Origin of the sequence: Haloarcula quadrata (assembly GCF_003634715.1) — an archaeon.
Lineage (GTDB): Archaea > Halobacteriota > Halobacteria > Halobacteriales > Haloarculaceae > Haloarcula > Haloarcula marismortui.
Genome location: NZ_RBWW01000004.1, coordinates 34,443 through 57,461, shown reverse-complemented (window position 1 = coordinate 57,461; position 23,019 = coordinate 34,443). Strand labels below are relative to the sequence as shown.

26 protein-coding genes and 1 pseudogene are annotated in these 23,019 nt (G+C 55.4%); 16 read left to right on the top strand and 11 right to left on the bottom strand.

Going from position 1 to position 23,019, the window contains the following annotated elements; translation table 11 throughout:
- Nucleotides 1–101 precede the first annotated feature (101 nt).
- Both BDK61_RS22540 and BDK61_RS22535 read right to left on the bottom strand, forming a co-directional pair.
- Entirely contained in the window at nucleotides 102–812 is a 711-nt protein-coding gene (locus BDK61_RS22540; RefSeq protein ID WP_121304874.1) for a hypothetical protein, read from the bottom strand.
- Entirely contained in the window at nucleotides 812–1,075 is a 264-nt protein-coding gene (locus BDK61_RS22535; RefSeq protein ID WP_229380496.1) for a helix-turn-helix domain-containing protein, read from the bottom strand. The genes BDK61_RS22540 and BDK61_RS22535 overlap by 1 nt, the downstream gene beginning before the upstream one ends.
- Before the next feature lie 273 nt (nucleotides 1,076–1,348).
- Here BDK61_RS22535 and BDK61_RS22530 point away from each other — a divergent pair, with 273 nt between their 5' ends.
- The 3 genes from BDK61_RS22530 to BDK61_RS22520 are packed head-to-tail and all read left to right on the top strand — an operon-like array spanning nucleotide 1,349 to nucleotide 3,246.
- A complete protein-coding gene (locus BDK61_RS22530; protein WP_121304872.1) occupies nucleotides 1,349–2,017 on the top strand; it encodes a hypothetical protein in 669 nt (222 codons plus the stop codon).
- On the top strand, nucleotides 1,929–2,927 hold the full coding sequence (locus tag BDK61_RS22525) for a transposase (RefSeq protein WP_121302241.1): 999 nt from the start codon (nucleotides 1,929–1,931) through the stop codon (nucleotides 2,925–2,927). The genes BDK61_RS22530 and BDK61_RS22525 overlap by 89 nt, the downstream gene beginning before the upstream one ends.
- Nucleotides 2,908–3,246: a DUF7504 family protein gene (locus tag BDK61_RS22520; RefSeq protein ID WP_449405078.1), complete on the top strand. Its 339-nt coding sequence runs from the start codon at nucleotides 2,908–2,910 to the stop codon at nucleotides 3,244–3,246. Before BDK61_RS22525 ends, BDK61_RS22520 begins: the two co-directional genes overlap by 20 nt.
- 9 nt (nucleotides 3,247–3,255) lie before the next feature.
- Here the strand turns inward: BDK61_RS22520 and BDK61_RS22515 are convergent, their stop codons facing one another.
- The gene (locus tag BDK61_RS22515) at nucleotides 3,256–4,509 is read right to left on the bottom strand and encodes a HEAT repeat domain-containing protein (RefSeq protein WP_121304870.1); all 1,254 of its coding nucleotides are present in this window, start codon (nucleotides 4,507–4,509) and stop codon (nucleotides 3,256–3,258) included.
- A 197-nt stretch (nucleotides 4,510–4,706) separates the two neighbouring features.
- Between BDK61_RS22515 and BDK61_RS22510 the strand changes: the two genes are divergently transcribed.
- Nucleotides 4,707–4,964 carry a hypothetical protein gene (locus tag BDK61_RS22510; protein WP_004966323.1) on the top strand — a complete coding sequence of 86 codons (258 nt, stop codon included), beginning with the start codon at nucleotides 4,707–4,709 and terminating at the stop codon, nucleotides 4,962–4,964.
- A gap of 108 nt (nucleotides 4,965–5,072) precedes the next feature.
- Here the strand turns inward: BDK61_RS22510 and BDK61_RS22505 are convergent, their stop codons facing one another.
- Nucleotides 5,073–5,462: a response regulator gene (locus tag BDK61_RS22505; protein ID WP_121304867.1), complete on the bottom strand. Its 390-nt coding sequence runs from the start codon at nucleotides 5,460–5,462 to the stop codon at nucleotides 5,073–5,075.
- A gap of 343 nt (nucleotides 5,463–5,805) precedes the next feature.
- On the opposite strand from BDK61_RS22505, the gene BDK61_RS22500 reads away from it, so the two are divergent.
- Both BDK61_RS22500 and BDK61_RS22495 read left to right on the top strand, forming a co-directional pair.
- On the top strand, nucleotides 5,806–6,405 hold the full coding sequence (locus BDK61_RS22500; protein WP_007189742.1) for a site-specific integrase: 600 nt from the start codon (nucleotides 5,806–5,808) through the stop codon (nucleotides 6,403–6,405).
- The gene (locus tag BDK61_RS22495; RefSeq protein WP_011222243.1) at nucleotides 6,402–6,821 is read left to right on the top strand and encodes a hypothetical protein; all 420 of its coding nucleotides are present in this window, start codon (nucleotides 6,402–6,404) and stop codon (nucleotides 6,819–6,821) included. The genes BDK61_RS22500 and BDK61_RS22495 overlap by 4 nt, the downstream gene beginning before the upstream one ends.
- Before the next feature lie 59 nt (nucleotides 6,822–6,880).
- Here the strand turns inward: BDK61_RS22495 and BDK61_RS22490 are convergent, their stop codons facing one another.
- Nucleotides 6,881–7,195, bottom strand: a complete 315-nt coding sequence (locus BDK61_RS22490) for a hypothetical protein (protein ID WP_121304865.1) — start codon at nucleotides 7,193–7,195, stop codon at nucleotides 6,881–6,883.
- Between the two features lie 92 nt (nucleotides 7,196–7,287).
- Here BDK61_RS22490 and BDK61_RS22485 point away from each other — a divergent pair, with 92 nt between their 5' ends.
- On the top strand, nucleotides 7,288–7,629 hold the full coding sequence (locus tag BDK61_RS22485; protein ID WP_007189745.1) for a helix-turn-helix domain-containing protein: 342 nt from the start codon (nucleotides 7,288–7,290) through the stop codon (nucleotides 7,627–7,629).
- A 103-nt stretch (nucleotides 7,630–7,732) separates the two neighbouring features.
- On the opposite strand, the gene BDK61_RS22480 is transcribed toward BDK61_RS22485, so the two are convergent.
- Both BDK61_RS22480 and BDK61_RS22475 read right to left on the bottom strand, forming a co-directional pair.
- Nucleotides 7,733–8,137: an HVO_A0114 family putative DNA-binding protein gene (locus BDK61_RS22480; RefSeq protein ID WP_121304890.1), complete on the bottom strand. Its 405-nt coding sequence runs from the start codon at nucleotides 8,135–8,137 to the stop codon at nucleotides 7,733–7,735.
- Nucleotides 8,138–8,314: 177 nt separating this feature from the next.
- Nucleotides 8,315–8,683, bottom strand: coding sequence for a helix-turn-helix transcriptional regulator (locus BDK61_RS22475; protein ID WP_121304863.1), 369 nt, complete (start codon nucleotides 8,681–8,683; stop codon nucleotides 8,315–8,317).
- 735 nt (nucleotides 8,684–9,418) lie between these two features.
- Here BDK61_RS22475 and BDK61_RS22470 point away from each other — a divergent pair.
- Nucleotides 9,419–10,906, top strand: coding sequence for a hypothetical protein (locus BDK61_RS22470; RefSeq protein WP_121304861.1), 1,488 nt, complete (start codon nucleotides 9,419–9,421; stop codon nucleotides 10,904–10,906).
- Between the two features lie 57 nt (nucleotides 10,907–10,963).
- On the opposite strand, the gene BDK61_RS22465 is transcribed toward BDK61_RS22470, so the two are convergent.
- Entirely contained in the window at nucleotides 10,964–11,311 is a 348-nt protein-coding gene (locus BDK61_RS22465) for a DUF7563 family protein (RefSeq protein WP_007189749.1), read from the bottom strand.
- Between the two features lie 148 nt (nucleotides 11,312–11,459).
- On the opposite strand from BDK61_RS22465, the gene BDK61_RS22460 reads away from it, so the two are divergent.
- Nucleotides 11,460–11,717 carry a hypothetical protein gene (locus tag BDK61_RS22460; RefSeq protein ID WP_004966314.1) on the top strand — a complete coding sequence of 86 codons (258 nt, stop codon included), beginning with the start codon at nucleotides 11,460–11,462 and terminating at the stop codon, nucleotides 11,715–11,717.
- A 58-nt stretch (nucleotides 11,718–11,775) separates the two neighbouring features.
- Here BDK61_RS22460 and BDK61_RS24085 read toward each other — a convergent pair whose 3' ends face one another.
- Complete coding sequence (locus BDK61_RS24085; RefSeq protein WP_244210015.1) at nucleotides 11,776–13,446, bottom strand: hypothetical protein; 1,671 nt, start codon at nucleotides 13,444–13,446, stop codon at nucleotides 11,776–11,778.
- A 236-nt stretch (nucleotides 13,447–13,682) separates the two neighbouring features.
- A pseudogene (locus BDK61_RS22445) lies at nucleotides 13,683–14,285 on the bottom strand (AAA family ATPase); the annotation flags it as partial.
- 802 nt (nucleotides 14,286–15,087) lie between these two features.
- Between BDK61_RS22445 and BDK61_RS22440 the strand changes: the two are divergent.
- The 7 genes from BDK61_RS22440 (at nucleotide 15,088) to BDK61_RS22410 (ending at nucleotide 21,793) form a co-directional block, all read left to right on the top strand.
- Complete coding sequence (locus BDK61_RS22440) at nucleotides 15,088–15,795, top strand: helix-turn-helix domain-containing protein (RefSeq protein WP_121304859.1); 708 nt, start codon at nucleotides 15,088–15,090, stop codon at nucleotides 15,793–15,795.
- A 142-nt stretch (nucleotides 15,796–15,937) separates the two neighbouring features.
- A complete protein-coding gene (locus tag BDK61_RS22435) occupies nucleotides 15,938–17,266 on the top strand; it encodes an ABC transporter substrate-binding protein (RefSeq protein WP_121304857.1) in 1,329 nt (442 codons plus the stop codon).
- A 3-nt stretch (nucleotides 17,267–17,269) separates the two neighbouring features.
- Nucleotides 17,270–18,184: a branched-chain amino acid ABC transporter permease gene (locus BDK61_RS22430; protein WP_121304855.1), complete on the top strand. Its 915-nt coding sequence runs from the start codon at nucleotides 17,270–17,272 to the stop codon at nucleotides 18,182–18,184.
- Nucleotides 18,181–19,224 (top strand): branched-chain amino acid ABC transporter permease, encoded by a 1,044-nt coding sequence (locus BDK61_RS22425; protein WP_121304853.1) that lies wholly within the window; start codon nucleotides 18,181–18,183, stop codon nucleotides 19,222–19,224. Before BDK61_RS22430 ends, BDK61_RS22425 begins: the two co-directional genes overlap by 4 nt.
- On the top strand, nucleotides 19,221–19,982 hold the full coding sequence (locus BDK61_RS22420) for an ABC transporter ATP-binding protein (RefSeq protein WP_121304851.1): 762 nt from the start codon (nucleotides 19,221–19,223) through the stop codon (nucleotides 19,980–19,982). The genes BDK61_RS22425 and BDK61_RS22420 overlap by 4 nt, the downstream gene beginning before the upstream one ends.
- Entirely contained in the window at nucleotides 19,979–20,683 is a 705-nt protein-coding gene (locus BDK61_RS22415; protein ID WP_121304849.1) for an ABC transporter ATP-binding protein, read from the top strand. Before BDK61_RS22420 ends, BDK61_RS22415 begins: the two co-directional genes overlap by 4 nt.
- A 138-nt stretch (nucleotides 20,684–20,821) precedes the next feature.
- Nucleotides 20,822–21,793 carry an ornithine cyclodeaminase family protein gene (locus BDK61_RS22410; RefSeq protein ID WP_121304848.1) on the top strand — a complete coding sequence of 324 codons (972 nt, stop codon included), beginning with the start codon at nucleotides 20,822–20,824 and terminating at the stop codon, nucleotides 21,791–21,793.
- On the opposite strand, the gene BDK61_RS22405 is transcribed toward BDK61_RS22410, so the two are convergent.
- Nucleotides 21,790–22,626: a VOC family protein gene (locus tag BDK61_RS22405; protein WP_121304847.1), complete on the bottom strand. Its 837-nt coding sequence runs from the start codon at nucleotides 22,624–22,626 to the stop codon at nucleotides 21,790–21,792. The genes BDK61_RS22410 and BDK61_RS22405 overlap by 4 nt on opposite strands.
- Nucleotides 22,627–23,019 lie beyond the last annotated feature (393 nt).

The window sequence follows — 23,019 nt, the reverse complement described above, 5'->3', positions numbered from 1 at the left end:
TTTTGTATCCAGATATGCAATCTGTCTCTAGTCTACAGATATTCGATATAGCAATATAGAGTTTACCGGCTCAACGGCTGTGAGTCAGCAGTCACCGTGGGTCACGTCGTCGGATCGTCCACGCCGGCGAAGCCGCTGGCCACATCGACATTGATCACGCCGTCGAAGTCACAGTGTGGGCACGTGATCGACAGCCCGTCGACGGCCCCCACCGCACTGCCTCGAAGAATGCCGTGACAGATAGACCGTGAACAGGACGGACAGGTGACGTGGTCGAGTGCGACGGGTTTCTCGCGGCGCAGACAATCTTTGCAGCCAGCGTATGTAGGCCGAACAGTATTCGAGCGGACGATACGATATGTCGCGCTCTGATTGCCACCGCCACAAGCCGGTCGCGCTTCACCGAACGCAGCTGCCTGTGGGTCCGGGAAGTGGTACTTGTCTGCGCCACCAGTCACGACCACCCACGGGATGTCCTGCGAGAGGATGGTGACATCGTGGACATCGAACGACTGGCTCTCTTCAGTCCAGTCCTCGACCGCAGGAGCGTGTAACGACGCTGTGTAGTGGTCCGGATACGCAACAAGCTCCAAGCCCAACACCGACGCCCCACAGGACAGTCGGCACACGCGCTTGGACTCACGAGCGTCGTTCGGGTCCTCAATGGCCCGATCGACGACATCGGTGACATCCCAGGTTCGGGAGTCGCCATTGACGACGAGGACATCACCTTCCTCGATGCGCTGGATTGTCTCGACAAGCGCCGAGTCTAAGCCAGCGTCGGCAGTCGCAGTTGCGTCGGTCGCACCCATCAGTCATCACCGGGCACCGAATCGGGATGGGCGTTCCAGAGCCGGCGGGCAGGGCCGTTTTTGGGTGGCGTTTCGTAGTCGATGTCGTGGCGGTCAAGCACGCGGTAGATGGAGCGCTTCGAGACATCGTGAGCGGTGGCGAGATCGACAACGGTGACGCCGGCTTCGAGGGCCGCTTCGAGATACGATGCCGACGTATAGGCGTCCGGCGAGAAGTCATCTAGGTCGAGTGCGACGACGAGATCGGCTTGGCACTCGTGCATCGGGGTCTGTGAATCGGGATCAGTCATGGCCGTATATGTCAAGATGACTAGCCGGATTTCCTAGAGTGTTTCGGCGAAAAGCTGAGCGATCAATAGAGCAGTCTATTCAATAAGCCATAGATTTCCACACCATCATATTTGCCCACCGCTTTGCGCTGAGTAGCAGTCGGCGAGTTAATCGACTGTATCGCCCTCATTACGTTTGGTTAGATCACAGCAGAGAACGTATAGATAAGTTTATTTCTGACTCGATGTGAATTATACCCTACCCGAATGGTCCATCAGTGGCAGTGTCGGGAGTGTAAGTTCACAGTCTGGTCGTCGAAGCAGTCAGAACTCGTAGATGCAGTAAAATCCCACTTACTCTCCCATTACAAACACACCGTTGAATCGGACGAGTTCAGCCTCAGGTGGGACTGCCCGTACTGCAACCAGACCAGTCAGAGCTACGACGCCGACGAGGGGCTTGCCAAATTCAAAAATCACCTGTTCAAACACGTCTCCGCACTCATCGACTCTGGTGTTCATGTGGCCGACCGGATTGATCGGGTCGGTAATATCCTGATTCTCTCACCACTAGAAACTGCAGGCGCCGACAACGCCCGCGTGCATTTCACATCGCCGGCAGATGTCGCAGTTTTTGTCACTAATAACCCAGCAGAGCGCGTTCGATTTCTTGACAACGCGCTTCAATCCTGGCCAGCCTGGACGACGATCCTCACGACCAAAGCACAGCCGTTTGCCGATGTTACGGATATTGATCTGGAGGCGGCTCCACTTGACATCGCTATCTTGGATAAGGGAGAGCGTGTCATAGAAAGGGTCACATACGAAGCAGCAGGGTGCGGAAAGTGTGTCCAGCACAACCGCAACCCTGCAAGATTTGGATTCGGTAGACGCCTTCTTGAATGTCGCGGCTACCGAGACAGTACCGCTGTTTGAGCATCTTGAGTTCGAGTTTCTGCTAGAGTACGACGTGTTCGCCCCCGCTTCGAGGGGGCGAACACGGGTGCATCAGCCACCAGACCTCTTTCGCGGCTTTCTGCACTGCTACTACGAGGATGTCTACGGTACACGCCCGGTTGCACGAGAACTTCAGCACGGCCTCGTCTGGTACTATTGCGGGCTCGACAAACCGCCATCCAGAGACACAATCGACCGGTTTCTCACCGACCTAGAACACGTCATCGATGATGTTTTCCAGAGGCTCGTCGAGCAGGCCGCCGCCCGCGGCCTGCTCAACTCAACGTACTCTATCGATTCGACGCACGTTGAAGCGATCCAGTACAACGACGATGCGTCGTGGAACTACGATTCAACGGCCGAAGAGCACTACTACGGGTTCGGCTGTACGATCGTTTCGACCGGTTCAAAGATCCCGATTGCAGCAGAATTCACCCAACGCAAGCAGGCAGACGCTGAGACGGCGATGCGCGTCACAAAAGACGCGCTCGCCGTCGGGACACCGATCTGGATGCTTGGAGACAGTGCCTACGACATTCTTGAGTGGCACGACTTCCTGCTGGAAGTAGGGATTGTACCAGTCGCCCCGTACAACCCACGAAACACTGATGACCCGCTCGATATCGAATACAGGGTCGAAGACCGTATCAAGGAACACAGTGAGGAGGTTCAGCTCAAGCAATCAGTCTTGGATGAGACGTACAACCGCCGTACAGGAGTCGAACGCACCAACGATGCGGTGAAGGACTGCGGCCTCGGGCACGTTCGCGCCCGAGGCCGCGTCCACGCACGAACAGAGGTGTTCATTGCGCTGTGTCTCCGCATCGTTGTCGCAATCACAAATTTCGAGCGAGGAGACGACCCGGGTCGTGAGAAGCTCACACTATGAGGAGGATTCTATGACACGCTCTAAGGGAGTAAGCATGACCGAACTTGGTGAGACGCTCGTTCGTGTCTTGGACGAACAACAAACAAGCAACTCGCGACTAACCGTTGGATTTGATATTCTCAGCGAACTACTTCGTTTATTCGACACTGAGACGGCATTCAAGTTCGTTCACGTCTTAAACTCTCGGCTGGCAAACATGGATGCGCTCACCCACTATTACCTGAATCCGAACGCACAGCCCGAATCAGAAATCAACGTACTCAAGGAACTGTTCGACCTGCAGATTCGGGCAAAGGGTTCACGGTTTAGGACCGTATAAGAGGTGCAGTCAGTCACGCGAACTGTGCTGGTTCGTGTAGTCGGCCGGACTGTCGACATATGTATAGTCGACACCCGTTGTCACAAGTTCTCCCGAGGAGCCGTCGCATATCTCATCAAGAACTGCTTGAACGCGGCTCCGTGCCTCTTCGGATCCACGTTCACGGCTAAGATACACCCGAAGGCGCTTCTCTAACTCGGGACTCCGTAGCTCTGGGAGCACTGCTTCGGCTAGCTGTGCGGTTTCCTCGTCGGGCTTGTCTAGAGCCGAGAGCAGGCAGTCAATCACTTCGGATCGATATCGGTCACCAGTAATGCGGCTCAACAACCAAATCGCTGTCTGCCGGTACCGCCGCCGGGTCCCGTCTGCAGCGATATCAAGTAGCGCCGGCACTGTTGCCTGGACATCTGCTCGAGCCAGTTCGTCGACAACGGTCCCGCGAATGAGTTCGAGTTCCTCTGTGGAGGCCGTCGTGAGTAACTCCAGCAGAGAGAGCATCGCTGCCCGCTGGACCGTCGTTGAGTCGTCATCAAGGGCATCAACAAGGACCACGATAGGTTTTACCGACCCAAACTGTCCGAGTTCATCGACCGCAATGAGCCGAAGCCCCTCCTCGTCTGCCTGGGTTACGGGAACCAACTCTACAAGCGCGCGGTCCGTGCCGATGGCCCCCAGTGCGTTAGCGGCAGCTTCCCGCACTTGCTGTCGATCATCTGAAAGGCGCTCACTTAGTGGTGGGACGACTCGCGGATCTGACAGTCGCCCACACGCCTGCGCAGCCCGGGTTCGAACGCGAGGGGCCGGGTCAGTTAACGCCCTAACCAGGTCCGGGACAGCCGCCGTCGCACCACGTTCGCCAAGTGCCGTCGCCGCGACCATCCGGAACTCAAGGTGGTCAGCTGAGAGCCACTCGGTTAGCAGTGTTGTCGCGGTTCGCTCAGTTGCCTCTGAGCCTCCCATCTCAGCGAGTTCTGCGACCAGATAGTCGAACGCGTCCTCGCCACGCTGATACAACGCGTCGGTCGCAGCCGCGCGAACGCTGTCGTCCTCATCCGATTTAACAGCGCTGACCAGTGCTTTGACAGCCTGCCGTCGCTCGTTGGGGTTCGAGATTTCTGCAATGTTCCCCAGCATTGTGGCCGCTCGTCGTCGAACGTAGTTCTTCCTACTCCGTTTTAGGTGTGCGATAAGCTTCTGAACTTCTGATTCCCGTTCGAGTTTATATAGGAACGTCTCGTTATCACCCGGTTCGTCGTTGAACACCCATGCAGCCTCCGGTTGGTGTTAGTAACTTCGTCATGGTTCTGTTTAGTCTTAAACATATTGTCGCAATACTGGTCCGGCATGACCGCTGGTCGATCCAGCGTCACTATCCGACAACCTGCCGATGATTGACGCCGTCGAAACAGAGTCAAACGAGCAGATTTATCTCTGGAAGGAAGGTGATGAGTAAAGACAGTATGAGGTACGAAAAGATTGTTGTGAGGGAAGCTGGCAGCCTCGGTTCAACCACTGATTCGGAACCGCCGGACATCCGCGATGAGAGCGACCACGGTCAGAAAATGGACCTCAAGACACCAGCATGGGACGCAGTGCGAGCAAATATCAATCCAGGCGAATATGAGCCAAAGACTCACGTCGCAACGATTCACTATGATCTCGACGAGTGGGATTTTGTTATTGAATATTTGGTTGAGGTAGATAGAGAGCGCGCGTAACTTATTCACTTTTCGAGGCGTGTTACGGCGTCCAACGAACGTCGTGGTTAATTCCAAATCCCGACGTTAGCGTAATTACGACTTGTCCGATAAGTCGCGGTTTGGTCACTACATCGTACTGCGAATCTGTTCGGCTAGAAATTCGTACTGTTCAGCAGTTGCCTCCTTTTTTACATAGCCTGTGGGACCGACGGCGATAGCACTACCAATAATCGTCTCACGGTCCTGCGAAGTGAAGAAAACAACCGGGAGTTGTGGATACTTTATCCGAATCATTTGTAGAAATTCAAGTCCATCTGCTCTGGGCATATCGAAGTCTGAAATGACACAGTCTGGCTTGTCGTTGTCGATTATTTCTAGAGCCTCGGTGGCACCAGAAGCTACGACGACACTGAACTGCTCGTCTTCGCGTTCAAGAAATTCCACAGTGAGGTCCTGAAAGTCCGGTTCATCATCAACATGGAGGACTTGGATTGCCTCTTGAACACTACTCGACATATTTAGCTATTTTATGACATTTGCAAAAACGACATGGGCACGATTATCATATTTGATAGCTAGCGCGGACTTTGCGCCGTGCGCGGCCCACGGATGTCACTGCCAGTAAGGTGTCACAGAACAGTTCGCAAGGTGATTATTTTCAGAACTGTCAAAAAGAACCGCCTATTCAGTACGTAAACATACCGAGCGGCCATATCTCAAAGACACGCCTAAGATAATGAGTAACGACTTGTTATATTAGTCGTAACAGACTATCCTATTTTCACTCGGTACACGGGGTGTCCCACCCCGTTCCTACCAGTCGCTAGATACTTTAGTGACGGAAGCTAAAGGAATCGTAATGCGAATTGAAGCGACCGAGGGCAACGAGTACAAAGTATGGTTGAACGACGCTGAAATCGAGGACCTCCGGCGGGCCACTAACAGTCAGCGTGACGACCTCATTATTCAGATCGGTGCGTTCGTTGGCCTGCGTGCCTTCGAGATACCACAGGTTCGGCCCGTCGACGTCAAGCAGACCGAGAGTGGACAGTACCGGCTCCGTATCCAGGCCGGGAAAGATACCAGCGGCAACGGTGGGAAGCCTCGCGATGCCTTCCTCCCCGCCGACGTCGAGCGCGACCTCCAGCGCTTCCAGAACGAGCACAACATCGCGCCGAAAGACCCCTTTATCGATCTGAAGCAACCGGGTGTCCGTGCTGTGGTTCGACGGACAGCTGCACGGGCGGCTGAGGCGACCGGCGACGACGACTTTGAGAAGGTGAGTACGCACGATCTCCGTCGACGGTTCGCCCAACGACTTCTCGTCGACGAGCAGATGAACCCGCGTGTGGTGATGGCCGTCGGTGGCTGGGATTCCTTCGCTGCGATTGAACCATATCTGAACGCCCCCAGTGAGGACGTCATCGACGAAGCCTTCCAGGAGGTCGAGTCTCTATGACCGACGACGATATCGATCCCGAGGACCCGCGACCGACGGGCCACTACCCACGGTTTGCCGACAACGAATGGCACTACGTTTCGGACGAGCTGGCACAGACGATCTCCCTAGGCCCGGCCGGCGATGGTGAGGAAGGCCAGGACTGGGTGCTCACGTACACACCAGAGAGGCGGGACGACGACGACCGCGAGAAGGTGCTGGTCCGGCTCACGCCGAGGGCGTTGCACGAGCTCCATATCGAGACAAAGGACCTCTCGGTTGAACAGCGACAAATGGGCCACCGCGCCGAGTGTGACCTCTGTGGTGAGATGGTCGACCTTGACCGCGCGATACCGAATGCCCGAGGAGAGCCGTGCCACAAGCGCTGCTGGGCCGAGTACACCGGCGCTCCGGATTGGTTCTCAGACTACCTGTGAACGCTTGCCACCACGAGCGATGACCACTTAGAAGATTCACCGAGAACCCAGATTGGTTGTTACGACCAGTCGTGATCGTCGATTCCCTCGTAGTGTTTCAGGCGACTCTCAATCTCCCAGGCTTCCCAGCCACACTCGTGGTACAAGACATCGGCGAGGCTATCGAAGTTGCTCTTGTCGAGTTCGATACCACGATTGCCGCGATAGATGATATACGGCTCACTCCGGAGGTCTGCGTAGACCTCGCGCGCTGTTGGATAGTCGTCGCCAATAGCCGAGAGATTCAGCAGAGCGTCCTCCGTAATCGGTGTGCCCCATTTGTGTTTGGCAATCATCGTAGCCAAGAGAGCACATTTCACCGACGGCTTCTCCATAATCGAGCGATGAAGCCACTCGTATATAAGACCTGTTAATGGTGATTAACGCTAGTGGAAATCCTTATACACGCGTAGAGCAGTTATCCCGTATGAGCAGTATGGACCACGCAGCCGACCGCGGGGAAAAGAAAGAACTCCGGAAGGAACACCCCAGCGGATGGCTCTACCTCACGCAGCACGATGCCATCCCGATTCTCGTCGACGCGTTGCTTGATCTCCCGCCGAACCGTGAGTTCAACAAAACCGAACTCGCAGAGCATGCAGGCGTTACGCGCCAGACGGTCGGCAACTATACCGACCTCTTACTCGAGGTCGAACTCATCGAAGTGGTTCCAGACACGTCCCCACGTCGATACCGAGTTGCGGACAGCGATGTCGTTCGAGAACTCTTCGAGCTGAACAGCGCGCTCAACAACGTCGGAAGCGAGTAAGACACCTCCGTTGCTGTCATGTCTGGATATTCGACACTCCTCCCGTAAAGGGTGAACTACTGGCTCAACTCGACCTGTGACCGACGAAGACACCAGCGGAGTGCTATGGCGCAGCAGTACTAGTGGTTCCGTTCGAACCAGTAAACGGGATATCGACCTCAAGGCCATCGTAGACCAATTTTGGCGTCTTCGCCTTCCCTGATCCGCCGCCTTCGAACTCGAGGACACCAATATCTGCCAGTTCGGAGAGATTCCGGTGAACTTGCTTGTAGTCGCAGTCTACCAGATCAGCGGCCTCGCGAATACTCGCGGGTTCGTGTTCAGAGATTGCCTCTAACAATTCCAGGTTCTTCGGGCTGAGGAGGCGATTGAGTTGGTCGTATGATTCGAAATTCAGTCTCGGTTGGACGTCCTCGAAGTTGTCGCCTTCCTGTGCGGCTTTGATGCGACTGCGGGTTCGCCGATCGAGACGGTCGCGTTCGCCGATGGTGACTTTGAACGTGGGCATAGTATGGTCCTCCGTCTGCCGGATGGTCACAGCAACACATAGCCGTCTTTGACATCCCGCCAGTCTTCGATGGTGGTGTAGGACGACATCCGCTACCCTATGGTATCAACTCCATAAGAATAAGCCTATGAACCTCTCTACATAGGAAGCGGGTGACGCGAGCTTGGTCGGTGCAAACTACTCCCGACGCTCACTCAGCAGTTCATCCGGGAGTTCGTCGACAGCTGCTGTCAGCTCTGCATGGCCTGCCTCAAGCACATCTCGCCCAGTTGGCGTGAGTGCGTATCGGCTCGTCCGCTTGTCCGGTATCAAATCGACCAGCCACCCCCGGTCAACCAGCTTGCTAAGGACGCGATACACCTGTTTGTCTGACACCGAGAGGTGCTGTTCGCCCACCGCATCAATCACTGCTCCGCCCCACATCGCCCAGTCCTCCTGTTCCATCTTACTGATCTCGGCGAGGATACGTCGCTCAGTTGCCGTCAGTTCGACCCACTCCTCCAGCGCCCCAGATCCCTCGCCGTCGCTCAGTCGTGACTCACTCATCAATACTCTCTCCAGCACAATCAAGACGCGCGCGTTCGCAGCGTTGTGAGTGGCCGACAGACTGTGACATCAACACGAACATCAGTACCAGCTGATAGCAGTTGAACATCCTAGTAGATTCCGGCGCCACTTGACTGGGACTGTGACATCCCAAACAGAACTATACTCTACTTCTGATATGTAGTACTCGCTGCGGGTGCTGTGAGTGGACGCAGCAGGTCAGTCAATATGCACAGACTGGGCGGTTGGGGGGTCCCCCCTTCCGTTCCAGTTCCGGAAACGCGCGCGTACCGCTCACCGCAAAAACGTCACAACAATGTCGTCAGTGTCACTACCCAGCCAATATCTCCCCTTTCTGCCACCATCGACCGTACCTGACAGGGTTCGTATATATCCAGTACTGACTACTGCTCACAGTCGAGTCAGCGGGCTGTGGCAGCGGGCAGATCCACACGGGTCGTTACCGAAGGTATGCTGGTGAGGTCCACGGCGTACGCGCTCGAGTTCATCACACAGACGAGCGCGTGTATGAGAGCCCACGGATTTATTCTAGTCGCCTGTCAACTATTCTGCGATGACCACTGTGGCTCTCAGCACTGCAGTCGCTGGTGACAGGAACAAGCCGGCAGCTAGCTTCGACCACCACTGCAAGGCACTCGCCGATGAGAGAGGGCCCGCAATAGAATGCCACGAGGCAACTATCGGTACTAGCCAGCCACAGCTGCACACCCACTGATGTTGATAGGCGAAGATCCTGACGGCGACGGCTACACTGTTCGAACACAGCAAGGCCAGCCCATCGTCATCGGTCGACCGGCGCCGAGTCAATACCCCTCTGATGCCCACGAAATCCGTCAGCGCTTCAATATTCCCGCCTTCGATCCCGAAGCCTTCTATCGACGAACGGGGGCAGCCCTTTCTGGTGTCTATCCGGATATGCTCATCCATATCGAAGATGCAGCTGACGGGCCAGATACCGTCACCAGTCCGAAAGCCAGTCTCACGCTCATTGAGGCCCCGAAAGGCTCCGGGAAGTCCACTGCTATCGACCAGTTTGCCACGTACCAGATGGAACACAACGGCGAGCGAATTGTCCGCAACGGTCGTCAGCAGAGTTCAGACTGGCGTCGACTCCGCGACTGGACAACGCTCTGGTTACCAGAGGGGATTGATGTCAACGGCCGCTGGATGGAGGCTGTCGACCGCGACGCGCCCACTCCAGCGGAGCTGGTCCGGGCGGTGCGCTACTACACTGACGTGTTCGATCTCATCGAGCAGCTCCAGGACCATCCGAAAGGGACGTTCAATGTCGTCTATCCCGATCCGTTGTTCCGGGGCTGTGAAAGAGCAATGGCCATTCCGGATACGACGACCGAACAGCCGAAGTTCACGCCGCAGGGCGAAGACAAGCCGACTCCGGTTGTACACTGGTGGTTTGGGTTTCTCGCCGCCCGGACATTCCGCGGAACGCGGGTTGACAGCGATGGTGACCGAAATTGGATGACCGTCTATCTCGATGAATTCGGAATGCTTGCCCCGGAATCCACGAGTGGTGGCGAGGCAGGCCATTGGACCTACGAGTGTGTCGAGATCATGTCTGACACCGCGAAGGAAATGCGGTCGGCCGGAGTGTCGCTCGTCGGCGCCGCTCATCACGAGGAAGATGTCCACAATCACTGGCTCAAGGAGTTTGATTACTGGGTCGAGTTGAGTAATCGCGAGCGCCCGAATCGAACGACGAAGGCAGAAACACCCAAGCCGTTCCGAGGCCTCAAGCAAGATCAGAATCTCTTCGCGTCCCGGCCACCGGGCTATGGACTCTGCTATACCGAAAGTCGGTTTTCCGAGTTCCAGTTCACTGACCTGGGCTATCCACATGAGACACCGGAGTTCCAGTTCCGGCTGAGTGTTCCCGAGTCTGCTGCTGACGATGAGAGCGATGATGCCGTCCAGGTCGCGACCGATGAGGCTGGGCAGCCCACGATCGTCGAAGAGTATACCGCAGTCGATGGCGCCGTCCATGAGCTGCGTGTCCTCGCACCCGGAAGCGGGCTGATCGATATCGGTGGCGATGAACCGGAGATTGTCGAGTCGCCGTCGAGCCCATATCCGGACGGATCGTTCCCAGACAGCCCGCTGCGAGAGACGGCTGAGGGGTATGAACTCCTCTTTGAGCGGGCAGCGGGCGAGATCATCGTCGCTGCACGCGTCTCTCATCACTGAAACGATGCGACAGTGGACCGCAATCTGTCGAGGGCCCGGTTCGAGGCGAGTTGAAGGCTATTCAGCGATCAGGGCAGCAAACGCCTCGTCGTCGTGATGGTCGGTGCTTGACCCAGTCTGTGTGGTGGTCGGCTGTTCGCGGAGTTCCTCGAGCGTGACGTAGTCCTCGGAGTCTTCCTCGGATTCTGCCTCGTGGAAGACAGCCTCAACGGGCTCGTCGACGTCGGGACGGTGCACCAGCGGCGTCCCGTCTCGGTCGGCGTCGACGGCGGCGCCGTTCGAGATAGCACCCTGTGTCGCACAGTTCCGACAAGCATGGACCTCGTCATCATCGTTCCCGAACACGCGTGCGTACTGTGCATTGACTGGCTCGCCACAATTCAGGCAGGAGACGGAGGTCACCATAGCACGGTATCGGCTGGCACGCCTAGTAAAGCACCAGCCCATTTTGACAGGTGTCAACGAATTGGTGTCAAAATGGGAGTGGTTTTTACGCTCGTCTTCACCGAACAGCAGGAGTGTGGCCATTCACTGGCGATGGTCGTGAAATATAATGCCAAGCATTAACAAGCTCAATGTTCGCGGCAACTCCGGCATGGTAACGATTCCAAAAGACGAACTCGATATGTGTGGGCTGCTGGATGAGGATGGAACCCCCGATACCGAGATTCAATTCCTCGTCAAAATGGAACAGCCCGGCGAGTGGCGGATCTCTGTGCTCGACGAGTCGTGTGTCGACGATTCCTGGTACACTGGCGACACACCCGAGACCGGTGTGCAGGTCGGTGCCGGTGGCGGAAGCCGGGGGTAGGGGTACTGAATCCGAACTTTAGTCGCCAACACAGTTGAACGAAGGTCCTACCGCAGACTTACTCAGCGTCCGGCCCAAAGAACGGCAGTGCGTCAAAGATGCCGCGTTTGTCTGGCTCATCCTGTATTCGGACTTTGTAATCTGCCCACAGCGTGTTGAGAGCACCAATCATTGAACCACCGACAACCTCCAGCATCGGGATGGTTGGTGTGCCAGCTTCCATTGTTATCGGGTTGAAATAGACACCCAATTCAGCCATCTGTATTCCCATGATAACGATGAGGACCATCGAGACAAGGGTGCCCTTCGCCAATCGGCGTGGTCGTACAATCTTAAGCTCACAGTCATCAGGCAGATACTCTGCTTTCTCTTTCTGAAGACGGGCTTTCGTCAGAGCACCAATAGCAACCGAACACCAACCCAGAACGCTCGCAGCAGTCGTATGTGCAAACGTCTGCAGCGATGTCTGCCCTGTCGGACCACGGTCGGGATTGACGTCGATATTGCCCAATTCATCAGCTGGTGTGATCTCCGCCGGGAAGGCTGCCTCCAGCGTCGGCCGCATATATCTGATGAATTGTTTGAACCACGGACTGTCACCGGCATAGGCCTCTGCGGCCACTTGGCCCGAGGAAGCCCCGCGCATTGAGGCAACATCGTCGGCTCGATCGAGCCACTCACTGTACGTTTCGATAAAACAAGTATACCAGAACTGCCGGAAGTGCTTCGGTGTCGGCTTATTTCCGTTTGGCAGCGTTGCGTCTGTCCGCTCGCCGATGGCTGCGATCTTGTCTCGTACCCACTGCGCTGACCGGGCACCATCGGCAGACCGGTCACTCGGGAGGATCGTACCGTCATACGATGGGTCCTGCTCCAGTGTCTCGAAGTACGACCGGACGAAATCGACACCGATGACCAGTGGCATCTGTCCCGGACCGTTCTTGCGGGCATCCGAGAAGGTCATGTGCGGTACCTCGGCATCGAGCACGAAGGCATCGCGATCTTCGTCCCCACAGATCGAACTTGGTCGGACGCCGTATCCCGCCAGCGCGAGTATCAGGAATTGCTCGACACGGGTTTCACAGGCCTCAAAATACGCTTTCACGAGATCAGTTGTCGCGGCGAATCCCGGTCCGTTGGTCGTTTCAGTCCAGCCGGATCGGTCGACCAGCGCTGTAATCGGCTCATGCTCAACGTACCCATCTTTGTACGAATCGTGCAGAAAGTCCCGAAACGTGGTGATGTAGTTAGATCGTGTCTGGCTATTCTCGAACTCGGTTTTCAGAGCTCGCATCAGGTGTTTTGCCCGCCGGACACAGACCGTCTGTTCACCACGGCCATACTTCAGCAGATTTCCGGTTCCGATGCACTGTTCAGACAGTTCCATGATGCGCCGGAGATGGGTTCGGGCGTCGCCGATGGATGTGCTATTGAGACGTTCACCCACGTCCTCGTGGTAGGCTAGCCAGTCCTCCAGACGCCTGATCAGCTCCCCATCAGAGCAAGGCCACTCTTTGTGCCGTTCATCGAATCCACACTCCTCAAGGAGGAACGTATCGGGTGTGTACCCGAGCTCACGAGCCCGGCGAAGAAACTGCCGATAGCCGTTCTCTCGGAGCCACTCGTGTGTGGGTTTTTGTGTGGGATCTAACCCCTGCTCAAGTCGTTTTTCACGAACCTCGGCAGGAAACCGCTCCCGCATATATTGTTCTGTCCACCTGCGTGGCATTACGAGAGACTCTAGCTGCTGGCTTACAAATGTCTACGGGAGGTTTCAGTCGTTGGCCAGTCCAAACCCATCGCAGTGGTGTCTCTGCGTCGTTGTGTTCTTCCCAAGAGAGAATCCGGAGACGGCAACACAATGGGGCATCTGTCTAGTTTGTCAGCCCCAATCCAAAGATAGCGCACAATCGGCAGACAGCGATAGGTTCAGCAGTGAGCGAGGCTGGTGTGGATTCCTCGTCCCCGCTCACAGAGTGTGTCCTGGACACGAGGGTCGAGCTGGTCACGAAATTTGAAATCGTTGCTGATGCCAATAACGCCAACCTTTGCCGAGTCGAGATTCCCGTTGGCTCTGGCTCGAGGAAGCTCATAGAGCAACTCATCTCGGTCGCCGATTGAATCAACTTCATCAAGCACGATGAGAATGGTCCCACCGATGGCCTCAAGCTCCTGATAGAGCTTTTTGAACACGGTTTGCTGTGGATACCCGGTCGTACTGATTTCGCCGCCGGATGGACGGAGTTCATTGACGAGTTCCACAGCGACCTGATACGAGGAGTTGAGCGTCTTGCAATTGAGCGAAATAATGGAGAGATCGATGTCATCGTACGCAGCGACGTCGTCCTGAAGTCGGTCAAGAAGGTAGTCGGTGACGGCTGTTTTCCCGACACCCGTATTTCCGTAGAGAAAGATGTTATTTGGTTCCCACCCATCGATTACCGGCTGGAGAGCGTTCATATACTCCTCAATTTCTTCATCCCGTTCCTCAATCCGTTCCGGTTGGTAGGACTCCCCCAGGGCGTCTTTGTTCCGGAAGATGTTTTGCTTCCGCTCGAACCGACGCATAGAGAATCTTTCACAAGTGGAGTATATAAAACCACCTCTGCATCTGTTTCAAGTGAAGCCACTCACACACACCACTGTTTCGAGTGAAGAACTAGACTAGAGTAGTTACTAGAACAACAGTCCACTGTTTCATCTAAAGCGCTGACACTAGTCTAATTGGCCAGAATCCCGATTCTGGTGATAGCGGTATTGAAACTCTTGTTTTTAGCTGCTTTGTGGTCAGTGACTGATTGCTGGGGTTCCACAGGGTCTCCACCCATTCCCGGCTTCACATGAAAGAGTGGTGTGTCTCTCCCCCCGGGATTCCGTGTCTTTACCTCCGACACCGACTCCAGACTAACCAACAGCCTACCCCTTTCCCGACTGATTGTTGGTTAGTGCTGTTTGACAGTAGTCGGTTTGCAGACGCCGCCTTCTGATGGCCCCATGATCTGATCACGTTGACCGCCTCCAGAGTTGCTGGTGCTGGGTTGAAGCGCGATTACGATCGGCCGTTCATCTGTCCCGTGGGGATTCTTGGCTCTGTCCGGTTTCCACGGGCTGATTCAATCCCCTCGGCTGAGTCTGACGTTCCATCTTACACCCGGGTGTAAGAGCATTTCTGGCAGAAGCGCTTCCAGAAGCGGCTATTTCTCCATCAGGGACTCAATACAGGACTGCTGGGTGTAAGATGGTCATGGAAACTTGGATCGGCCCCATCTTACACCTGTAGTAACAGTTGTTGCAAATACGATTTCTAATAGGTGTCCATCCTGCGTGGAAAAATTCATATGTGATGAGTCGGCAGTACTCTTACTGTTACATGAGTACAGCGCCACCTGAGATGGGGACGCATTTGACTCTGGACTTGTGGCATCCGGAATGTTGGGCTATTCAGGCAACTGAAGAGCTGCCTGGAGGAGTGCTAGCTCACGCAATCTATGATACTATAGGTGGTGGTTCAGCGAAAACGAGTGGAATCTTCACAGCATACGGTGAATCAGAGTCAGAGGTCACCGATTTACTTGCTCACATCGAGTCGTCATCGCTGACTGGGGAGTTGCGTGAGGTCGAGACGCGGTTTGATACCCAACGTGTCGCCTCTGGGACCGTCTCATACGAGTTCTTCTTAGAGTACGACCCAAACGACATGATTTGCCCGCAGCTGCTTGAGCATGGATTTGTCCACAACGCCCCCGGACGAATTGAGGATGGACGGGAATCCTGGCATGTCTGCTATGCAGGGGAACGTTCAGAGATTACTTCAGAGTTAGACAGCATCCGTGAGCGTACAGAGGCAGAGATTGATATCGCCCGCATCTCAAGCGGTGGGCAGGAAGATAGACGCTCACAACTTCTGAATACGCTAACCCCGAAACAGCGCAATGCATTCAAACTCGCTCAGGAGAGGGGATACTACGAGTGGCCGCGTGAAGTCTCTACTCGAGAACTGGCAGACGAGTTTGGTGTCGCAAAGACAACTTTTCTCGGCCATCTCCGGCGGGCAGAATCGGTGTTGCTCGACTTCTAAGCGAACCTGATGTAGCACCGCTGTTAGTTATGTGTACTGCTCGCACATAACGGAGATACGCTATGCAATAACAGATTCTTTTAAAGAAACGTCCATGGTCGGACTGTTATCTTTGTTTGCATATGTTCCACTAAGACGCAGTATGGTAGACGATACCAGCAAAGTTAATCGCCGAAGTGTTCTCAAAACAGTTGGAGCGACCGGTGTCGTCGGGCTGGCCGGTTGTATCAGTACAGACGGAAACGGAACTGCGACTGATCCAGATGGTACGGTGACTGGATCCAGCGGCCCGGATACAATCACCTTCGGTCAACCGGCAGCACTCACCGGCCAGTGGGACTTCCTCCAGCCAGGCGTCTCGCAGGCGGCTGATGCCGCAGTTCAGCATATCAATGATGCAGGCGGACCACTCGGCGCAGAACTTAGTATCTCACGCCGAGACACTGCAGTCAACCCACAGGAGGCCCGTACCGTCGTGACTCAGTTGTTAGAAAACGACAATGCGGCCGCGATTCTCGGGCTGTTTTCCAGTGAGATCAACCCACTCTGGAACTTCCTGCAAGAGCAGCAGGCCCCAATCCTCACGCCGTGGCCTGGTTCAACGTTCCTTGACACCCGTGGTGGGGACAAGATGACTCCGAGCGACACCAGTGATGACGAGTGGGTATGGCGGCCAATTGTCGGCGACACTGTCCACACTTCAGGAAACGCTACCTACACGCTTGATCAAGGCTACAACAATATCGGTGTTCTCACTGGCAACACAGAGGGCGAACGAAGCTACGTGAATGGGTTCCTCAACACATTCGAGGCAAACGGTGGCACGGTTGCGAACCGCGTTGAGGTTAGCCTCGGTCAATCAAACTACCAGTCTGCACTCAACCGCCTCTTTCAGGCAGACTTCGATGCATTCCTGGTCAGTTTCCCGCAGGAGTCTGCAATTACGGCACTGAGCGACTGGGCGGATGGCGGCTACGGCGGTCAGCCAATTCTCTCCGACACTCTCGCTCAGCAAGCAGTTATCGATCAGGTCGGCAGTGGGCTCAACGGAGCATGGGCGGCTACCCCTGGGCAATCCGGACCCAGCTACGACACCTTCGAGGAGATTTATCAGCAGGCCGGTGATGCAGAGATAAACGGGTGGACTCCGCCATCGTGGGACGCAGCACAGGTCGCTGCGCTTGCAATTGAGCGCGCTGGCGAGGCCTCACATGAAGCCATACAGAAAAACATCGGGAAGGTCACTCGCAGTGGTGGCACAACTGTTTCAACGTTTGCGGAGGGGAAAGAAGCTCTCGCAAATGGTGATGAGATTTCCTACCAGGGTGCTGCGACGCCAACGAACTTCACCGCACATGGAAATGTCTTCGGCTCAGTCACAATCCGGACCGCACAAGACGGTGAGTTCGTTGTGACGGACGAAGTTGCGGCTGACGCCATCCGTGACTCCGTTCCGGAGGGAGAATACTAACCAATGGGATTGGCCCAGAATGTCATCCTTGGGCTTGTAACCGGGTCATACATCGCAATCGCAGCCGTGGGGTTCACGCTCATCTATGGCATCGTGAACATGATCAACTTTGCATACGGCGAGTACCTCACCATCGGGGCGTTCATCGGCTTACTCGCCGCCCAGACGCTTCCCATTCCATTGGCTGGAGCAGTTATCGTGGCGATGGTCGGCGGGGGAATTTTCAGTCTCATCTTTGCCCGAGTGTTCTTTACGCCGATTAACGAGACGGGTCCAATTCCAATGTTGCTGACCTCAATTGGACTGGGCTTGGCTCTTCGGAACGTAGTTCGACTTCTCGCTGGCCGCAACGCACGGTATTTCGACACACAGACAGCAACGTTCCGGTTCGAGGGACTTCCCCCAATCTCTGTCGGTCCAGCAGATCTGCTTGGGAACTTCTTTGTAACGTCTCAGCAACTCGTCGTCGTCGGCTGTGCACTTGCCGTGTTCGCACTCCTCCATCTCTTGTTGACACGCACAGATGTGGGACTCGCTATGCGCGCGATGGGCGATGATGAGAGTCTTGCTCGTGTCCGTGGCATCAACACCCAACGAATCCGCGATAGCGTTTGGGTACTCGCTGGAATTCTCGCCGGTCTATCAGGTGTACTCGTTGCCGTTCAGACCAGTGCGAATGCTACGACGGGCTACAGCTATATTCTCCAGATTCTTGCCGCTGCCATCCTAGGTGGAGCAGGAAGTCCATATGGAGCGATTGCTGGTGCATACATCATCGGCCTTGTATTGGCTTTCTCATCTGCGTTGCTACCATCCGGGATGGTTGGACTCTCGTCTGCAGTGGCGTTTGCTGTCCTCATCACGGTCCTATTGGTCAAGCCAAGCGGTATTACAGGAACGGAGGTACGTGAAGCGTGAGTCGCTTCGATTGGCTTCCGTCGAAATCTGGTGATATCCCGTTACTTGCCGGCGTGCTTGCAGCCGTCCTGGCAGTAGGACTCGCCGTCTCACCCCTTATCGTGTCACTTCCAGGATCAATGTACGTCTTCGTTGAGGTTGCGACGACGTTCGTCATCTATGGACTACTTATTTTGGGACTGAATCTGCAATACGGGTTTGCGGGGCTCGTAAACTTCGGTCACGTCGTGTTCTTCGCCGTCGGTGCCTACACTGTTGCAATTCTCTCGGCGCAGAATACATTTGCCGGCATTGGACTCGGGTTGCCATGGCCAATCGCAGTTGTAGCCGGCGTCGGAACCGCCGCACTTGTCGGGGCGATTGTTGCGATGACCTCTCTCCGACTGCGTGGTGACTTCCTCGCCATTGTGACTCTCGCAACGGCGGAGATCTTCCACTCGATTACGGTCAATTTCAAGGGTATCTTCGGTGGGAACGTAGGTATCCTCGGTATTCCGCAGCCAGTGGCGAATCTTGCACAGAACACTCAGACTGCGATGACTGCACACCTTCTGTTGTTCGGTGGTCTCACTCTCGTGACGTTAGGTGGAATCACCCGGCTGACAAATGCACCGTACGGACGTGTGCTGCGTGCAATCAGAGCTGACGAGCTGGTGTCACGCTCCATCGGGAAGCCAGTCTTCTCGTACAAGATGCAGTCGTTCGTGTATGGGGCAGCACTTGCTGGCTTCGCTGGAGGCCTCTTCGCGCTGTACAACGGTGCAGTCGCTCCTGGCTTCTTCACAATTCAGGTCACCGTTACGATTTGGATTGGGATGCTTTTGGGCGGCGCAGCAAACCATCGAGCAGTGCTCATCGGACTCGCAGTTATCATGTCGTTACGGCTGTTCTCGCGATTCGCGCTCGATATCACACCGATCTCATCAAGTGCATTCGCCTCCGTCCGGCTCATTATCATTGGGCTCATCCTCGTCGCGATTATCCGGTTCCGACCGGCGGGAATCTTTGGAGATGCTAAGCAGCTGGGGGTCGATACATGACACTGCTCAACGTCGAGGAACTCGGGAAACGGTTCGGAGGCATTCAGGCACTTGAAGATGTCTCCGTTAGCATTGATGAGGGTGAACTCGTTGGAGTTATTGGCCCGAACGGTGCGGGGAAATCAACATTCTTCAACTGTGTTAGCGGTGTCATCACGCCCGATTCCGGTACGGTTCGCTTCAATAGTGAGGATGTCACAGAAGCTGAACCGGAAACCCTCGCCCGCGACGGGCTAGTTCGAACGTTCCAACACACTCGGGAGCTACAGACGATGACGGTCAGGGAGAACGTTCGGCTGGCTGCACCGAACCACCCTGGTGAGCGAACGCTTCCAGCACTGCTTCGGACCAAGTCCATGACTAATCGCGAGGCCAGCGTCCGCGAGCAGGCAGACGACCTCATCGAGTCCTTTGAGTTGAGCCATCTTGTTGACGAGTATAGCAGTAGTCTCTCCGGTGGCCAACGCAAACTGCTCGAGCTTGCGCGTACGCTCATGCTTGATCCGACACTACTCATGCTGGATGAGCCATTCGCCGGGGTAAACCCGACGTTGACGAACGAGATTGCAGACCATATCAAACAGCTGAATGATGGGGGGATGACGATCGTCGTAATCGAACACGAACTTGAAACATTGGCAGAGCTCGTCGATCGACTCATCGTGCTGCAACAGGGGAAGCTACTGGTTGATGGGGAACCTGACGAGGTGCTGTCAGATGAACGAGTTATTGAAGCATATCTTGGTGGTGGCGAATGAGTCTGCTCGATATTCAGAATCTTGACGCAGGTTACGGCGACTTGCAGATTCTGACCGATATCGACCTCTCAGTCGATGAGGGAGAGTACGTCTCGATTGTCGGCCCAAACGGTGCCGGCAAGTCAACAGTGATGAAGACGATCGTCGGAATCGCCTCTCATCTTGGCGGAGAAATTTCATACCGTGGGTCAGATGTGAGTAAGATGCCCCCGGAAGAGGTTATCCGTGAAGGCATTGCGTACGTCCCTCAAACCGCGAATATCTTCCCATCTTTGAGTATTGATGAGAATCTACGCCTCGGTGCATACGTCCTGGATGAGGTGCCAACTGATCGCCAGCAGGCCATCTACAACCGATTCCAGCCGCTTTCGGACCGGCGGAATCAACAAGCCGGATCGCTCTCAGGCGGTCAGCGACAAATGCTCGCGATGGGCTGCGCGCTGATGCTCGATCCTGACTTGCTGTTGCTTGACGAGCCATCTGCTGGACTGGCGCCGAATCTGGTTGACGATATGTTCGACCGGATTGATGATATCAATGACGCTGGAACGACGATTCTAATGGTTGAACAGAACGCCAAGGAAGCGCTACAGAGATGTGATCGAGGGTATGTCCTTGCGAATGGGCAAAACCGCGATGAAGGACCAGGTAACGAACTGCTCCATGATGAGGAGGTTCGACAGCGGTTCCTTGGTGGCTAAGGACGAACAATATTTTTTAGCTGCTGATAGCAGGTTCGAGGAGCGACCGCATCACTCGCCTGATAGCTCGCGCTCGGGAGCCTTAGCGTCTCACCGCGGGTAAGAAATGTTATCCCAAGCAGTGTTGTTTGGTTACACATGGTCTTGCTGCTCTCCGATGAGGCACTCTCTCCGCTCATCGAACTCGATGCCGTTGCAGAGGTTGTCGGGGACGCACTGCTTGAACAGGCGGCGGGTCGTGTCGAACGCCCTCCGCGACCACATTACGAGATTGGAGCTGACTTGGAATCTGAGGAGCCACTCGCGACTGGGTTAGTGATGCCCGCATACATTCACGGGTCGGACTATTTCGCGACGAAGTTAGTGAGTGTCCATGACGAGAATCCTTCGTATGGATTACCAACCATTCATGCACAACTTGTACTCAACGATGCACATACCGGACAACCGGCGTCAGTAATGAACGCCACGCGTATCACGAACGCTCGGACGGGAAGTATCGGTGGACTTGCCGCACGTGCATTAGCGAAGACACCAGCAACTGTCGCTGTCATCGGGGCCGGCCAGCAGGCTAGGTGGCAAACACGCGCTATCGATGCCCTCATCGAGATTGATAGCGTGCGTATTTACTCACCAAGCGACTCCAAGCACGATTGTGTTGACGACCTTTCAACACACGGAATCGATGCAACAGCGGCAACCTCAGTTAGTGAGGCAGTGAGGGAGGCAGATATCGTTGTGACGGCAACTACGAGCCACAGCCCAGTGCTGCCAACAGATACCGTATCTTCTGACACGCTTGTCATTGCCGTAGGCGCGTACCAAGCGAGTATGCAGGAGCTCGAACCGGCGCTATTCGAGCGTGCTAACCGAGTCTTTGCTGATGTCCCTGAGGAAGTAGCTCAAATCGGGGACCTGACCGCAACCGACTACACCGAAGCAGATCTCCTGCCACTGGCAACGGTCCTGGATGGAACTGCCGCTCCACGCGACCCAGAAGAGATAGTCATTGTCGAAAGCGTCGGTAGCGCTGTCTTCGATGCGGCAACCGCTAGCCACCTGTACGAACGCGCACTTGACCACGATGTCGGGTCCGAACAGTCAATCTAGCCGAGATTATCCGTGATGATTCCAATATAGGGCCTGTCAATTGGCGTCTTCAGAGTTAGCCAGTCGACGCTGTGGGTAGCGATGGAGGCTTGCGTCTCAATTGGGAATGGTGACACCCGGTCCGTTGTTCCGAGCAGATATGCCACCGGAAGCGGGCCAAATCTATCAAGCCGTTCTCGGAGCCAGCCGCTGTTGTCGGGTTCAGCAAGTATAACGGGTGTCCCTGGAAAATCGGCTACTTCTGCAGGGAGACTATCATCGACATACTGGGGGGAATTCAGTCCAAATGCTGTTTCGAATCGTGCTGTAGCATGCTCGAGGTTCGAAACAGCAAGGACAACTCGTTCGATCCCAGTGAGTGGATGGTCCGTCAAGTCTGCTGTCGGCGTGATACGTTCGCTACGGGGCGTTTCATCCTCAATGAGGAACGGGAGTGTTTTGCCAGGATCTCCTCCCCCGAGCGAGGCTAATTGCCACTCGACTCGAGTTCCATCCTCGCGTACGCGCTGATAGCTATCTGGCCCATCAACCGTAACGTCTCGCTCGCGAAGTCGAAGCGAGACTGCTTCAATATCATCAACGCGAATTGCCCATGCACAAGACCCACCACCCTTCTGGATCGGTACATGCCACCACGGTGAGATAGCCGTCTTATCAAACGCAGAAATATATTCAATATAACTACCATCTTGAAAGCCGGTAACCGCCATATGAGTGACGCCATTTGAGTGTTCTCCGCCGTACTCAGTCGGTAACCCAGCCTCTGCCGCCGCAGTTTGCAGCTGTTCGAGGTCAGTTGCTGCGATGGTTACATGGTCAATCTCGAGGTCCATGGGGGCGCTACTGTCTTGAGCCGTATGTGAATATCTATCGGGGGTGACTTACCAGTAGTTCCGGATTTCGGGGTAGTTTGTTGCACGCCGATCACACCGGGTACCCGGTGCGCTGAGGGGGGTACGAGGACTGCAGGAAAACCGGGTGTCAGCCTCCCCTGATATTGGTCCACCCTGCGTCCTCTTCGGGGTCATATACACCGCCCCAGTCGGGTACTTTCTCCGGGTTGAGTTCATGAATCGCGTGGAGCGGTCCTTCGCTGGTCTACAGACGGGCGCAATACGCTCGGTTTCGGTTATCTGCTTGTAATTACCACATGGGCTCTCCCCTACCCAGTGACCAGCCGGCGACGATCGCGACACCACCTGACGCTTGGGGCCGGTCCATCCCGA